Source organism: Bradyrhizobium sp. LTSP857, assembly GCF_000938285.1.
Lineage (GTDB): Bacteria > Pseudomonadota > Alphaproteobacteria > Rhizobiales > Xanthobacteraceae > Bradyrhizobium.
Genome location: NZ_JYMS01000010.1, coordinates 193,620 through 207,807, shown reverse-complemented (window position 1 = coordinate 207,807; position 14,188 = coordinate 193,620). Strand labels below are relative to the sequence as shown.

General features: G+C 63.7%; 12 protein-coding genes. 2 read left to right on the top strand and 10 right to left on the bottom strand.

What is annotated here, in order from left to right:
• The first annotated feature begins 14 nt into the window (after nucleotides 1-14).
• Nucleotides 15-1,259 (top strand): MFS transporter, encoded by a 1,245-nt coding sequence (locus UP06_RS06645; protein ID WP_045001496.1) that lies wholly within the window; start codon nucleotides 15-17, stop codon nucleotides 1,257-1,259.
• A 15-nt stretch (nucleotides 1,260-1,274) separates the two neighbouring features.
• Here the strand turns inward: UP06_RS06645 and UP06_RS06640 are convergent, their stop codons facing one another.
• The 5 genes from UP06_RS06640 to UP06_RS06620 all read right to left on the bottom strand — a co-directional run bounded on the left by UP06_RS06640 (nucleotide 1,275) and on the right by UP06_RS06620 (nucleotide 7,526).
• Nucleotides 1,275-2,741, bottom strand: coding sequence for a flavin-containing monooxygenase (locus tag UP06_RS06640; protein WP_045001495.1), 1,467 nt, complete (start codon nucleotides 2,739-2,741; stop codon nucleotides 1,275-1,277).
• Between the two features lie 50 nt (nucleotides 2,742-2,791).
• Entirely contained in the window at nucleotides 2,792-3,211 is a 420-nt protein-coding gene (locus UP06_RS06635; RefSeq protein ID WP_045001494.1) for a nuclear transport factor 2 family protein, read from the bottom strand.
• Between the two features lie 162 nt (nucleotides 3,212-3,373).
• Nucleotides 3,374-4,795: an adenosylhomocysteinase gene (gene ahcY / locus UP06_RS06630; RefSeq protein WP_045001492.1), complete on the bottom strand. Its 1,422-nt coding sequence runs from the start codon at nucleotides 4,793-4,795 to the stop codon at nucleotides 3,374-3,376.
• 118 nt (nucleotides 4,796-4,913) lie between these two features.
• Entirely contained in the window at nucleotides 4,914-6,110 is a 1,197-nt protein-coding gene (metK, locus tag UP06_RS06625) for a methionine adenosyltransferase (protein WP_045001491.1), read from the bottom strand.
• A gap of 60 nt (nucleotides 6,111-6,170) precedes the next feature.
• A complete protein-coding gene (locus UP06_RS06620; protein WP_045001490.1) occupies nucleotides 6,171-7,526 on the bottom strand; it encodes a hypothetical protein in 1,356 nt (451 codons plus the stop codon).
• A 177-nt stretch (nucleotides 7,527-7,703) separates the two neighbouring features.
• Between UP06_RS06620 and UP06_RS06615 the strand changes: the two genes are divergently transcribed.
• The gene (locus tag UP06_RS06615) at nucleotides 7,704-9,416 is read left to right on the top strand and encodes a caspase family protein (RefSeq protein WP_045001489.1); all 1,713 of its coding nucleotides are present in this window, start codon (nucleotides 7,704-7,706) and stop codon (nucleotides 9,414-9,416) included.
• A gap of 156 nt (nucleotides 9,417-9,572) precedes the next feature.
• On the opposite strand, the gene UP06_RS06610 is transcribed toward UP06_RS06615, so the two are convergent.
• Genes UP06_RS06610 through UP06_RS06590 form a run of 5 tightly spaced genes read right to left on the bottom strand, consistent with a single transcriptional unit; the run spans nucleotide 9,573 to nucleotide 14,079 of the window.
• Nucleotides 9,573-10,691: a cobalamin-independent methionine synthase II family protein gene (locus UP06_RS06610; RefSeq protein WP_045001488.1), complete on the bottom strand. Its 1,119-nt coding sequence runs from the start codon at nucleotides 10,689-10,691 to the stop codon at nucleotides 9,573-9,575.
• A gap of 20 nt (nucleotides 10,692-10,711) precedes the next feature.
• Entirely contained in the window at nucleotides 10,712-11,428 is a 717-nt protein-coding gene (locus UP06_RS06605; protein WP_045001487.1) for an ABC transporter ATP-binding protein, read from the bottom strand.
• Complete coding sequence (locus UP06_RS06600) at nucleotides 11,421-12,176, bottom strand: ABC transporter ATP-binding protein (protein WP_045001486.1); 756 nt, start codon at nucleotides 12,174-12,176, stop codon at nucleotides 11,421-11,423. Before UP06_RS06600 ends, UP06_RS06605 begins: the two co-directional genes overlap by 8 nt.
• Nucleotides 12,173-13,201, bottom strand: coding sequence for a branched-chain amino acid ABC transporter permease (locus UP06_RS06595; RefSeq protein ID WP_045001485.1), 1,029 nt, complete (start codon nucleotides 13,199-13,201; stop codon nucleotides 12,173-12,175). The genes UP06_RS06600 and UP06_RS06595 overlap by 4 nt, the downstream gene beginning before the upstream one ends.
• An 8-nt stretch (nucleotides 13,202-13,209) precedes the next feature.
• Complete coding sequence (locus UP06_RS06590; RefSeq protein WP_045001484.1) at nucleotides 13,210-14,079, bottom strand: branched-chain amino acid ABC transporter permease; 870 nt, start codon at nucleotides 14,077-14,079, stop codon at nucleotides 13,210-13,212.
• Between the last annotated feature and the right edge of the window lie 109 nt (nucleotides 14,080-14,188).

Here is a 14,188-nt window from a genome sequence, read left to right as displayed (position 1 = left end):
TGCAGGAGCACGACATGACCGAACTTAATGCCGATACCAAGCACCACGCCCGGCCGCATCAGCGGCCGGGATCGAATTCGCAATCAACGCCGCAGCAAACTTGGCGATATGCCGTCGCGGGCCTGTCCGCATCGCTAGTCGGACTCGGCCTCGCTCGCTTCTCTTATACTCCGTTGATCCCGGCGTTGATCGCGGCAAAATGGTTCAGCGCGTCCGACGTTGTTTATCTCGGCGCGGCGAACCTGGCCGGCTATCTCGGCGGCGCACTCGCGGCGCGAGCCGTCGCCGGACGCATCGGTGCCGTCGGCGCGCTGCGGGCGATGATGTTGCTCGCGACGCTTTCCTTCTTTGCCAGCTCAGTGCCGGTGTCGTTCACCTGGTTTTTCGCCTGGCGTTTCCTCTCGGGCCTCACCGGCGGCATCATCATGGTGCTGGCGGCCTCCGTCGTGTTGCCGCACACCTCGCCCGCCAGGCGCGGCATCGTCGGCGGCGTGATCTTTGCGGGTGTCGGTCTCGGCGTCGCTGCATCGGGCACGCTGGTGCCGCTGCTCTTGCAGCAGGGTTTGCAACAGAGCTGGTATGGCCTCGGCGTGCTCTCGGCCCTGCTCACGCTCGCGAGCTGGTGGAACTGGCCCGCGGAAGCGAAGGCCGACGCAACACCTGTGCAACATCACGCCAAGCACCGCCACGCCTCGCCCGCGATCCGCGCTTTGCTGATCCAGTATGGCCTCAACGCGGTGGCGCTGGTGCCGCACACGGTCTTTATCGTCGACTTCGTGGCGCGCGGCCTCGGCCAGGGCATTGCGGCGGGATCACGCTACTGGGTGCTGTACGGCCTCGGCGCGATCGTCGGCCCGCTGGTGACCGGCCATCTCGGCGACAGATCCGGCTTCGGACCCGCCTTGCGCGCCGCGTTCCTGATCGAGGCGGCCGCTGTGCTGCTGCCGACCGTCAGCACTGCACCGGTGTCGCTGATCGTGTCGAGCATCGTGGTCGGCGGCTTCACGCCCGGTATCGTGCCGCTGGTGCTCGGACGCATTCATGAGCTCCTCCCGCACTCGAGCGAGCAGCAGCGCGCGACGTGGAGCCACGCCACCACCAGTTTTGCCCTATTCCAGGCTGCCGCGGCTTACGGCTTCTCCTGGATCTACGCGAACACCGGCGGCGACTATCTCGTCCTGTTCGCTCTCGGCGGCGGTGCCGTGGTGGTGGCGCTCGCGATCGACCTTGGCCTCGCGCTCACCACGCGCAAGGCATAGAAGCGACGACGGCGATCAGGAATATTGCATCACGCCGTCGTCGATCCGGCCGAACCGCAAGGAGACGATGTCGAAGGCGTAGTTCTGGTAGAGCCGCCACGGCTGCTTCGAGCCTTGCTTCGGCATTTTTGCGACCGAGCGCTGCACGTAGCCCGAGCTGAAATCGAGCGAGGGCTGGAGCGTAACCGTCGGGTCGTTATTGTGCGGCATGCACTGGCGAAAATTGTGCCGGTCCATGTAGTTGATGAGCCGGCAGACATATTCGCAGGTGAGATCGCATTTCAGCGTCCAGGACGCGTTGGTGTAGCCGAAGGCCGAAGCCATGTTCGGCACGTCGGCATACATCATGCCCTTGTAGGTCAGCGTGTTGGCAAAATCGACGGCGCGGCCATCCACGCTCACCTCTAGGCCGCCGACGACCTGAAGCACCAGCCCCGTCGCAGTCACGATGATGTCGGCCGCAAGCTCGCGGCCGTCCTTCAGGCGAATGCCGTCGCGCGTGAAGGTGTCGATCTCGCTGGTGACGACGGAGGCGCGCTTTTCGCGGATCGCCTTGAACAGGTCGCCATCGGGCACAAGGCACAGCCGCTGATCCCAGGGATTGTAGCGCGGCGTAAAATGCGTCGCGACATCGTAATCGGGACCGAGCGCCATCTGCACGCCCTTGAGGATCAGATCCTTCACCTTGGCGGGCTTGCGCCGGCTGAGCTGGAAGAAAAACATTCCCCACATCACGTTGCGCCATCGGATCACATGATAGGCAAGCCGCGTCGGCAGATTGCGGCGCAGTTTGTTGGCGACCGGATCCTGCGCCGGACGCGACACCACATAGGTCGGCGAGCGCTGGAGCATCGTGACCTGTGCCGCCGTCTTGGCCAGCTCCGGCACCAGCGTCACCGCGGTCGCGCCGGAGCCGATCACGACGACGCGTTTTCCCGAACAGTCGATATCCTCGGTCCATTTCTGCGGATGCACGACGCGGCCGGCAAAGTCCGCCGCGCCCTTGAACTCCGGCGTATAGCCCTGCTCGTATTTGTAGTAGCCGGCGCACATGAACAGGAAATTGCAAGTGAAGCGCGTGAGCTCGGTCGCGCCTTCACCTGTCGTGCGCTCGACCTCAACGGTCCAGCGCGCATCATGCGTCGACCACGACGCGCGCTTCACGCGATGGCGGAAGCGGATGTGCGTCTCGATGCCGTTCTCGGCCGCGGTCTCACGCACATAGTTCAGGATCTGCGCGCCGTCGGCGATCGCCTTCGGATCGGTCCACGGCTTGAAGGAATAGCCGAGCGTGAACATGTCGCTGTCGGAGCGGATGCCGGGATAACGGAACAGATCCCAGGTGCCGCCGATGCAGTCGCGGCCCTCGAGGATGACGTAGCTCTTGCTCGGGCATTTGGACTGGAGATGATAGCCCGCGCCGATGCCGGACAGGCCGGCACCGACGATCAATACGTCGAAATGTTCTATGGCTTCGGTCATGGCGTTCTCCCTCGGCACAGGATGGGCAGCGCCGCGCCGAATTGCAACCGTCAAGGGGTTGCCGCGCCGATGACGCAAGCGGTGTCGAAATACTCGTAGAACTCGACCGCTTTGCCGTCCTTGAAGCGCCAGAAATCGACCTTCGGCGTCTCCGCGACCTTTCCGGTACGCTTGTTGGTCCAGGCGCATGTGCCGCGCGCGAAGACGGCATCGCCTTGCGCGACAAACTCGTTGATCGTGTAGTATTGCATGGCCCAATCAGCTAGCAGACCGTCGAAATAACCGCGAAGCTTCGCAGGATCATCGTACTGCGTGGCGAATGCCATCGGCTCAACTCCCCGCGGAATCGAGCCGAAGCTGATCTGTGGGCCAATGACGCTGTCGAACCAATGGTCGACGCTTTGACCCTTGCTGTCGTTCCATAGGCGATAGGCTTCCGTCAGCAGTCGAACGTTGGCTTCACTGGACATCGCGCTTCCTCCAAATGCTTTCTGACAATGAACGGAAAGGCGGCCGCCCGCTGCAGAAGTGGCAGGCTTGTTTCGGCTCTACCTGTAAGCGTATCACAGGGAAGACATAAGAAAAAAGCCCCGGATCGCTCCGGGGCCTTTGTCTCGCAAATGCGTGCAATCTCAGTAGCGGTAGTGGTCCGACTTGTACGGGCCTTCCTGCTTGACGCCGATGTAGTCGGCCTGGTCCTTGCGAAGCTCGGTCAGCTTGACGCCGATCTTGGCGAGATGCAGCCGGGCCACCTTCTCGTCGAGCGACTTCGGAAGCACGTAGACTTCCTTCTTGTACTTGCCGTCCTTATTGTTGGCGAACAGCTCGATCTGCGCCAGCGTCTGGTTGGTGAAGGAGGCCGACATCACGAACGACGGATGGCCCATGGCGTTGCCGAGGTTCACGAGGCGGCCTTCCGACAGCATGATGATGCGGTGCTTGTCGGGGAATTCGATCTCGTCGACCTGCGGCTTGATGTTGGTCCACTTCAGGTTACGCAGACCCGCGATCTGGATCTCGTTGTCGAAGTGGCCGATGTTGCAGACGATGGCGCGATCCTTCATCGCGCGCATGTGCTCGATGGTGATGATGTCCTTGTTGCCGGTCGCGGTGACGAAGATGTCGGCGCGGGGTGCCGCGTCTTCCATGGTCACGACCTCATAGCCTTCCATCGCGGCCTGGAGCGCGCAGATCGGATCGACTTCGGAGACCATGACGCGGCAGCCGGCCTGGCGCAGCGAGGCCGCCGAGCCCTTGCCGACGTCGCCGAAGCCCGCGACCATCGCGACCTTGCCCGACATCATCACGTCGGTGCCGCGGCGGATGCCGTCGACCAGCGATTCACGGCAGCCATAGAGGTTGTCGAATTTCGACTTGGTGACGCTGTCATTGACGTTGATGGCGGGCCACAGCAGCGTGCCGGCCTTCTGCATGTCATAGAGACGATGCACACCCGTGGTGGTCTCTTCGGAAACGCCCTTGATGCTCTTGGCGATCTCGGCGAAGTAGCCCTTCGGCTTTTCCTTGAGCTGCTTCTTCAACAGCGCGAAGAAGACTTCCTCTTCTTCCGAACCCGGCTTGTCCAGGAACGCGGTGTCGCCGTTCTCGGCGCGCAGACCGAGATGGACGTACATGGTGGCATCGCCACCGTCATCGAGGATCATGTTCGGGTGACCGCCGCCGTGCCAGTCGAACAGTTTTGCGGTGTAGTCCCAATACTCAGCCAGCGTCTCGCCTTTGACGGCGAAGACGGGAATGCCGGCGGCAGCGATCGCCGCCGCGGCGTGGTCCTGCGTCGAATAGATGTTGCAGGAGACCCAGCGGATATCGGCGCCGAGTGCGGCGAGCGTCTCGATCAGCACGCCAGTCTGGATCGTCATATGCAGCGAGCCGGCGATGCGCGCGCCCTTCAGCGGCTGCTTCGGGCCGTATTCTTCGCGCGTGGCCATCAGTCCGGGCATCTCGGTCTCGGCCAACGAGAGTTCCTTGCGGCCGAAATCGGCGAGCGACATGTCCTTGACGATGTAATCGGTGAAGCCGGGCTTCGCGTTCATTGCGAGTGTCCTATTGTTGAACGGGCATTCCGGGACACCTCGAAGAGGCGCCCCGGAATCGCGACGTGAGGATTTAAGGATCCGGGTTCGCGCGCGAACCCGGAATGACGCACAAGAATTAGAGCGCGCGCTTGAGCTGCTCGACGAGGTCGGTCTTCTCCCAGGAGAAACCACCCTCGTTGTCGGGCGTGCGGCCGAAATGGCCGTAGGCCGAGGTGCGCGCGTAGATCGGACGGTTGAGGTCGAGATGGCTGCGGATGCCGCGCGGGGTGAGGTCCATCGCCTTGGCGGCGGCCTTCTCGAGCTGATCCTCCGACACCTTACCGGTGCCGTGGGTGTCGATGTAGATCGACAGCGGACGCGCCACGCCGATCGCATAGGCGAGCTGAAGCGTGCAGCGGTCGGCAAGACCAGCAGCGACAATGTTCTTGGCGACGTAGCGCGCGGCGTAGGCGGCAGAACGATCGACCTTGGTCGGATCCTTGCCGGAGAACGCGCCGCCACCATGCGGAGCCGCGCCACCATAGGTATCGACGATGATCTTGCGGCCGGTCAGGCCGGAGTCACCATCGGGACCGCCGATGTAGAACTTGCCGGTCGGGTTGATGTGCCAGATGGTCTTCGGCGTGATCCAATCCTTCGGCAGCGCCTCGCGCACATAGGGCTCGACGATGTCGCGGATCTGCTTGGACGAGATGTCCTCGACCAGATGCTGATGCGACACCACGATCTCGCGCACGCCGACCGGCTTGCCGTTCTCGTACTGCACGGTGACCTGGCTCTTGGAGTCCGGACCGAGCACCTTCTCCTTGCCGGAGTGACGGGCTTCGGAGATGAGGCGGAGGATCTTGTGGGCGTAGAAGATCGGCGCCGGCATCAGATCCGGCGTCTCGTTGGTGGCGTAACCGAACATGATGCCCTGGTCGCCAGCACCTTCTTCCTTGACCTCACCCGGCTGAAGCGCGTCGACGCCCTGGGCGATGTCGGCCGACTGCGGATGCAGCAGGATCTCGATATCGGCGGTCTTCCAGTGGAAGCCGTCCTGCTCGTAGCCGATGTCCTTGATCGCAGCGCGCACGACGCCTTCGATCTGCTCGTTGGTGACCGATGCGGGACCGCGGGTCTCACCCGCAATCACCACCTTGTTGGTGGTCGCGAGCGTCTCGCAGGCGGCGCGGATCTGCCACGGGTCGATGCCGGCCTTGGGCCCCTCGCGGTAGAACAAATCGACGATCTCATCGGAGATCCGGTCGCAGACCTTGTCCGGATGGCCTTCGGACACGGACTCGCTAGTGAAGAGATAGGACGCGCGCATCAGTAACCCCTTGTCCCGCCGCACTCGGCGGGCGTTTGCGATGTTTACTCTTGGATTATGTCAATCGCGCCGGCGCGAGATGACGTAGGATTCGTCAAGAAACCAGAGCCCGTTGTACTTTCGCAGCACGTCCCTGGCGGCATCCAGAGTGCGGCCGTTTTGAGTCATATCTGCCAACCGGTCGTCCTCAATCTGAGCGACATACACCGCCGCATTCCACGCTGCAAAGGCCGTCGAGGTTCCGATGGTACCCGTTACCTCGTTGGGCAGCGCTTCCATATCATACCTGAAGATCGAGCGGTTATCCGCATAAACATTAAAATTTAGGTCGCGGCCCAACGATCCGAGTTCGTACTTAACGGCGCGCAATAGCTCATGACGGCTGACGGCGAAAGGATTTTCTCCAGGCCAGATGGCCTGGATCATTTCCATGCCCGGATCCTGGCCGTGGGAGTGAATTCCGATCAGGCGGCCCCCTGCCCGCAATGCCCGCGCCAGCGGTGCAATGATCCGTTTTGCCCTGAAATTGACTGAGGACAGGGCACGGTATGGCTGGGATGCAATGATGAGGTCGAAATTGGCCTCGGTCTGGCCCGGCCGGGGAATGGTCGAATCCAGCAGGAACCTGTGGTCCTCGCGGTAGAGCACCAGCACGACCGGCCGCTCGTACAAGGGCATGCCCGTGCGTGGGCTGATGGCGGCGCGCCAGTTCTGCTCCAGAAACGGCTTCAGCTCCGCAATCTGCGTCTCGAAATCACCGGATGAGTCTCCCCGCAGCGGCACCTCGTGCCAGACGGTGGCGGCGGCCGCCGCAGGCGACGCCGGCGTGAGCCAGGGCGCCTCCGCGTAATGCATGTTGGTGAACACGAACACCGAGGCTGGATGCTCGAATAACCGGTCCGGGACCTTGTCCAACGTCAGCCGGACATCCTCCAGACTGAGCTCCTTGCCGGCAACGTAGAACGGCATGTGGGGAAAGCGCTGATGCGTCGAGCGCAGCACGCGCGCCAGCACCGAGCCGTCGCCGACGCCGGCGTCGAACACGCGCAACGCCGGCGGTCGGGGATGGATGCTGGCAAGCTCCAGGGCGACGCGCTCCGCGACCACCCGCTTCTCGCTACAGGTGTGGACGAACAGCAGGTACTTCTGTCGGTTCTCGAAGAAGCGGAAATTGCTGCGCGGATCGCGCTTTTCCGGCGGCACCTGAAGTCCGCGCGGCGGCGGCAGGCCGCCGGTTGTCGATGCGGCGATGTAGGCCTGGATCCGATCCAGCGTATCGATGGTGATGCGCTTGCCTTCGCGCAGCCGGTGCACCAGCTTCCCATCGTTCACCGCGCGCCGGCCAAACGTCGATTCCGCCATGTCCGCCTGGCGGCAGAACTCGGTGATTTGGCTGAGGATTTCGTCGTTTTTCATCGGTGGGACAGGAGTGGGCAGAAGGATTGGGGATTGCCTCTTAGCAAATTCTGCCCACTGAGGAAATAGGGGACCGAATCCCTCCCCTGATACGTTGGCCATGGCGGGAGGTGAAGGTGAACCCCAGCCCGCCCCCGGGCAACAAACAGGCGCTTCTCCTCTGACGGGACCATCGCCATGCGCCGCCTGCTCGTCGCGCTCTCGCTCCTTGCCGCAGCCCTGTGGACCGCGCCCGCATCCGCGCAGGCACGCAGCCAGCTTGGGCCGCTCTGCACCACCGACACCACGCCGGCGGACCAGATGGTCGACGCCTGCACCAAGATCATCGCGCTGAAGGTGTTCAAGGGCGAGCAGCTCGCGACCGTCTATTTCTGGCGCGCCGTGGGCTGGAACAAGAAGGGCGACTACGCAAAAGTCATCGCCGACACCACCGAAGCGATCCGGCTCCAGCCGAGCCAGGCGGTCTACAATCTCAGGGGATCGGCCTATTACGACAAGGGCGACTACGACATCGCGATCGCCGATTTTGACGATGCATTGAAGCAGGGACCGCCGAGCGGCATCATCTTCCACAATCGTGGCAATGCCTGGCGCGGCAAGGGCGACTACACCAAGGCGATCGCCGACTACGACATGTCGATCAAGGCCGATCCGAGATCGGCGTTCTCATTCCAGAACCGCGGCATCGCGAAAGAGGCGCTCGGCGATCTCGACGGCGCGCTCGCCGACATCAACCAGGCGATCCGTCTCGACCCGACGCTGCCGCAGCCGTTGATCAACCGCACCGCGATCTGGCGCGCCAAAGGCGATCTCGATCGCGCGATTTCCGATGGTTCCGAGGCGATCCGGCTTGCGAAGGAAAAGCCGCCGGTCAACATCATGACGCCGCCGAATAGCGTGCTGATCTCGGGCTACACCCATCGCGCGTTGGCCTATGAGGCGAAGGGCGACTATGCCCGCGCGCAAGATGACTACAAGGCCACGCTGGCGATCCTTGCATCGGATGCCGGCAGCAAGGCCAATCAGGCTACCGCAAAAGTGCGGCTGTCCCTGGTGACGGATGTGAGCGCGCCGATCCCGCGCGATGCGCCGTCGCCAACGACACAGCCGACGGCAGCGCCTTCCCCACAGCAGACGGACGCCGCGCCCTCGCCCGCTCCTGCCGTTCGCGGCATGCGCATGGCGCTGATCATCGGCAACGGCGCCTATGCGCATGTCAAGGCGCTGCCAAATCCGCCCAACGACGCGCGCGCCGTCGCCAGGAGCCTGCGCGACATCGGATTCACGGTGTTTGAAGGTGTCGATCTCGACCGCGCAGCGATGCAGAAGATGACACGCGACTTTTTGCGTGACGCGGCGCGGGCGCAGGTCGTGGTGGTCTATTATGCAGGCCACGGCGTGCAGGTCGACGGCCGCAACTATCTCATTCCCGTCGACGTCGAGCTGAAGCCGGGGGCGAGCATGACGGAGGCGATGATCGACATGGACACGATCATGGCCGGCCTCGACGACCAGGTCCGCACCAACATCCTGATCTTCGATGCCTGCCGCAACAATCCGATGGCACAGCATGCCGCATCCGCCGGCACCAACCGCGGCATCGAGGGCGCCTCGGGCCTCGCCGCGCCGACGAGCCTCGGTGCCGGCGCAACGCTCGGCGCCGGCACGCTGATCGCATTCGCTACAGCGCCGGGCCAGGTCGCGCTCGACGGCGAAGGCGCCAACTCACCGTTCTCCGCCGCACTCTCCCGACACATCGGCACGCCGGGGCTGGAGGTGCAGCAGATGCTGACGCGGGTGCGGGCCGAAGTGGTCTCGACCACGAAGAGCAAGCAGGTGCCGTGGTCGAACTCGTCGCTGCTGGGTGAGGTTTATCTGGCGGAGAAGTGAGGCGGCGATTGAGCGCGCGTCACCCACCATGCATTCAGCTGTCATCGCCCGCGAAAGCGGGCGATCCAGTATTCCAGAGGCCGCGGTGCGATACGGAAAGGCCGCGGCGTACTGGATTCCCCGCCTACGCGGGGAATGACAGCGAGCGTGTGGAGCTTACTGGCCCCAAACTTCCTTCGCGATCTCGACCGCGAGGCCGAGCTTGGCCCACTGCTCCTCTTCGGAGAGGATGTTGCCCTCTTCCGTCGAGGCGAAGCCGCATTGCGGGGAGACTGCGAGCTGCTCCAGCGGGACGAACTTGGCGGCCTCTTCCAGACGGCGCTTGATGTCGTCCTTTTTCTCGAGCTCGCCGAACTTCGAGGTGATGACACCGACCACCACGACCTTGTTGCCCTTGGGCAGGAAGCGCAGCGGTTCGAAGCCGCCGGCGCGGTCGCTGTCGTATTCCAGGAAGTAACCGTCGTAATTGGTGCCGGCGAGCATGGTCTCGGCGACCGGCTCGTAGCCACCCGAGGAGATCCAGGTCGAGCGGAAATTGCCGCGGCAGACATGCGTGGTCACCACCATATCGGCGGGCTTCTCGGCCAGCGCGTAGTTGATGACGCGCGCGTAGATCTGCTGGAGGCCTTCCGGATTGTCGCCGCGCTCGCGCGCCTTCTGCAATTCGTCCGGCGAGCAGAGATAGGCCCAGACGGTGTCGTCGAACTGAAGATAGCGGCAGCCGGCGTCGTAGAACGCCTTGACGGCTTTCCGATAGGTCTTGCCGAGATCCTGGTAGAAGGCGTCGAGGTCGGGATAGATGTCCTTGGAAATCGCCTTGCGGCCGCCGCGGAAGTGCAACACCGCCGGCGACGGGATCGTCATCTTCGCGGTGACGTGGGCCTGGTCGGCGACCTTCTTCAGGAAGCGGAAGTGATCCAGCATCGGATGGTCATCGGGGAAATCGAGCTTGTCGATCACCCGCACCGCGTCATGCCGGGTCTGCACGCCCGCGAACTGGATGCCGGCGTCGGGGTGGAACAGCTCGCAGCCGGTGAGCTTGGCCAGGAAGTCGAAATGCCACCAGGAGCGGCGGAATTCGCCGTCGGTCGCGAGCTTCAGGCCGACCGAGGCCTGCTTGTGCACGACCTTCTCGATCTCCATGTCCTCGATCTTGCGCAGATCATCGGCCGAGATTTCGCCCTTCTCGAGCCGGCTGCGGGCTTCCTTGATCTTGGCAGGGCGCAGGAGGCTGCCGACTTCGTCGGCGCGGAACGGGGCTTTGGTTCGCTGCATTTCTTGTCTCTCCCAAAATTCTAGTGGGCCGCCGCCCCTGCGACGCCGAGGTGGCGCTCCAGGACCGACGGGTCGGCCTTCAGCGCGGCGCTCGGGGCGTCGTGGACGATCGTTCCGCGCTCCAATATCACAACACGGTCGGCGAGCCCCAGAATCTTTTGCGCGTTCTGCTCGACGATGATCGAGCAGATGCCGCCAGCCCGGGTGATGGTGCCGATCGCCTTCAACAGCTCCTCGACGATGATGGGGGCCAGGCCCTCGGTCGGCTCGTCCAGCAGCAGGACTTTTGGGTTGAGGGTGAGCGCGCGGCCGATCGCCAGCATCTGCTGCTCGCCGCCGGAGAGCTGGTTGCCAAAATTGCTCCGCCGCTCCTTCAGCCGCGGAAACATGTCGTAGACCCTCTCGACGGTCCAGGAGCCGGGCTGCGCCACCGCAGTCATGTTCTCTTCCACCGTGAGCGAGCGGAAGATGTTGCGCTCCTGCGGCACCCAGCCGATGCCGGCGCGCGCCCGCTGGTCGGGCCGTAACGTGGTGACATCGGTGCCGGCGAGCGCGACGCTGCCGGAGAAACGGCGGGTGACACCGACGATGGAATTGATCAGCGTGGTCTTGCCGGTGCCGTTACGCCCCAACAGCGCCAGCACCTGGCCTTCGGCCAGGCGCAGCGACATGTTGGGCAGCACCACCGCCTCGCCATAGCCGGCGCGAAGTGAGTCGATTGCGAGCAGGTCAGACATTGACCGCCTCCTCGCCGAGATAGACCGCCTTGACCTGCGGGTCGCGCGCGACCTGGTCGGGTGGGCCTTCGGTCAGCAGCGCGCCCGAGACCAGCACCGAGATGCGATCGGCAAAGGAGAACACGAGGTCCATGTCATGCTCGATCAGCAGCACGGTGACGTCGCGCGGCAGGCTGCCTACGACCGCGAGAATGTCGTGGCGCTCGCTTTCGGGCACGCCGGCGGCGGGCTCGTCCAGCAACAGCACGCGCGGCTTGGCGGCAATCGCGACCGCGATCTCGAGCAGGCGCTGCTTGCCGTAAGGCAGCGTCACGGTCTGTTCGTTCATGACGTCGAGCAGATGGAAGCGCGCGAGCAGATCGGCGATTTCGCCGTTGACGTCGCTGCGCGTTCCCATCCGCCGCCACCAGTCGCCGCCGTGGCCGAGGCGTTCGGAGACGGCGAGGCCAATGGTCTCCAGCGGGGTCAAATCGGGATAGAGCTGGTTGATCTGGAAGGTGCGCGACAGGCCGCGCAGCACGCGCTTGTGCACCGGCAGATCGGTGATGTCCTGGCCCTCGAGCAGGATGCGCCCCGAGTTCGGCTTGAGCACGCCGGTGAGCTGGTTGATCACCGTGGTCTTGCCGGCGCCGTTCGGACCAATCAGTGCATGGCGGGCGCCCTGCTCGATCTTCAAGGAAAGATCGCGGGTGACGCGCAGGCCGCCGAACTGCTTTTCGAGGTTCTGGGTTTCGAGCGCGATGGTCATGCGTCGCTCTCCGGCACGGCGACGACGGCCTTGCGCCCGGCAATCTGCTTGATGATCAGGTTGGGCACATACAGCATCCAGCGATGCAGGCGCTGGCGGCCCACCAGCACGATCACGACCAGCACCAGGCCGATCCAGAACTGCCAATATTGCGGGGTGATGGTGGAGAACAATTCCTGGAGCAGGCGGAACAGCACCGCGCCGATTAGTCCGCCATAGAGATAGCCGGTGCCGCCGATCACGAGCACCAGCATCAAATCGGCGGAGCGGTCGAAGGCGAACACGTCAAGCGAGGCGATGGCGGTGGTCTGGGTGAACAGAGCCCCGGCAATGCCGGCATAGAAGGCGGCGAGCGTGTAGATCGCAATCAGGCGGCGGTTGACGGGGATGCCGATCGCGGCGGCGCGCAGCGGATTATTCTTGATCGCGCGCAGCGACAGCCCGAACGGCGAATGCACGATGCGGCGAGCAAGCAGGAACAAGACGAACAGCACGGCCAGCGAATAGAAGAAGCCGGCCTTGCCAAACATGTCGAACGGGATCTCGCCGAAGATCGGCTGCATCTCGATGCCTTGCAGGCCATCGGTGCCCCCGGTGATGTTTGAGAAACGTTCGGCCAGCGCCTCAAGCAGCAGCGCGATGCCGAGCGTGACCATCAGCCGCGTCAGGTCGACGCCGCGGATCACCAGGAAGCTCGTGGCAAAGCCGAGCACCATCGCGACCACCCCCGCGACGATCAGCGCCAGCACGGGCTCGTTGATGATGCCGTGAAGCGCAAGCAGCCCGGCGGCATAGGCACCGGCACCGAAGAAGGCGGCGTGGCCGAGCGAGACGATGCCGGCATAGCCGAGGATGAGATCGAGCGACATCGCAAACAGCGCCAACCGCAGGATGTCGGTCATGATCAGATAGCGCGTGGGAAACAGGAAGCCGCAGGCCAGCACGACGAGCCAGAAAGCGGCCTCGCCATAATGCCAGCGGGCCTGGCGCTGGGCGTGATAACCGACGTCGGAAGAAGCGTTCATCGGCAAACTCAACGCGCAGCCGTACGGCCGAACAGGCCGTTCGGGCGCCAGATCAGGATCACGATCATCATGGTGTAGATCACGAAGGGGCCCATCTTCGGCACGTAATATTTGCCGGCGACGTCACCGATGCCGAGCAGCAGCGAAGCCAGGAACGGGCCGGTGATCGAGGAGGAGCCGCCGACGGTGACCACGATCAAAAAGTAGATCATGAATTTTAGCGGGAAATACGGATCGAGGCCGAGGATCTCTGCGCTCAGCGCACCACCGAGGCCGGCGAGGCCACAGCCAAATGCGAATGTGAAGGCGAACACCTGCGGCACGTTGATGCCGAGGCCACTCGCGGCGCGGGGATCATCGACCGCCGCGCGCAGGCGGCTGCCAAAACGGGTCTTGGCCAGCACCATCTGGAGCGCGATGGTGAGCAGGCCGCAGATCACAATGATCATCAGCCGGTAACGGCCGATGCCGACGCCGAACAGGTCAAACTGGCCCTGGAGCGCGGCCGGCAAATTGATGAAGACCCGCGACGAGCCCTGGATGTAGTCGACGGCCGCAACCGACATGAATGTCAGACCGATGGTGAACAGCACCTGGTCGAGATGACTGCGGGCGTAGAGATGACGATAGAGCAGACGTTCGAGCACGATGCCGATGGCGGCAGCGGAGACGAAGGCAAGCGGCAGCGCGGCAAAGAACGGCCAGCCCATCCGGTTGACCAGCACCATGCAGACATAGCCGCCGGCCATGGCGAAGGCACCGTGGGCAAGGTTGACGAAGTTCATCAGGCCGAGCGTGACCGCGAGCCCGCAGGCCAGCACGAACAGCAGCATGCCGTAGGCAACGCCATCGAACAGGTTGGTGAGGATTGAGGTCATCTGGCGTCAGAAATCATCTCAAGTGTAACCGAGGGCCATGCTGCGCTCCCTCTCCCGCTTGCGGGGGAGGGCTGGGGTGGGGGTGCTTCCGCAATGAACGCTCCCAATG

Excerpts from the sequence above, each read along its gene's own strand:
- UP06_RS06620 (WP_045001490.1), bottom strand. The coding sequence starts at position 7,526 with ATGAAAAACGACGAAATCCTCAGCCAAATCACCGAGTTCTGCCGCCAG.
- UP06_RS06615 (WP_045001489.1), top strand. The coding sequence starts at position 7,704 with ATGCGCCGCCTGCTCGTCGCGCTCTCGCTCCTTGCCGCAGCCCTGTGG.
- UP06_RS06600 (WP_045001486.1), bottom strand. The coding sequence starts at position 12,176 with ATGACCATCGCGCTCGAAACCCAGAACCTCGAAAAGCAGTTCGGCGGC.
- metK (WP_045001491.1), bottom strand. The coding sequence starts at position 6,110 with ATGCGCGCGTCCTATCTCTTCACTAGCGAGTCCGTGTCCGAAGGCCAT.
- UP06_RS06610 (WP_045001488.1), bottom strand. The coding sequence starts at position 10,691 with ATGCAGCGAACCAAAGCCCCGTTCCGCGCCGACGAAGTCGGCAGCCTC.
- UP06_RS06645 (WP_045001496.1), top strand. The coding sequence starts at position 15 with ATGACCGAACTTAATGCCGATACCAAGCACCACGCCCGGCCGCATCAG.
- UP06_RS06605 (WP_045001487.1), bottom strand. The coding sequence starts at position 11,428 with ATGTCTGACCTGCTCGCAATCGACTCACTTCGCGCCGGCTATGGCGAG.
- UP06_RS06590 (WP_045001484.1), bottom strand. The coding sequence starts at position 14,079 with ATGACCTCAATCCTCACCAACCTGTTCGATGGCGTTGCCTACGGCATG.
- ahcY (WP_045001492.1), bottom strand. The coding sequence starts at position 4,795 with ATGAACGCGAAGCCCGGCTTCACCGATTACATCGTCAAGGACATGTCG.
- UP06_RS06640 (WP_045001495.1), bottom strand. The coding sequence starts at position 2,741 with ATGACCGAAGCCATAGAACATTTCGACGTATTGATCGTCGGTGCCGGC.
- UP06_RS06635 (WP_045001494.1), bottom strand. The coding sequence starts at position 3,211 with ATGTCCAGTGAAGCCAACGTTCGACTGCTGACGGAAGCCTATCGCCTA.
- UP06_RS06595 (WP_045001485.1), bottom strand. The coding sequence starts at position 13,201 with ATGAACGCTTCTTCCGACGTCGGTTATCACGCCCAGCGCCAGGCCCGC.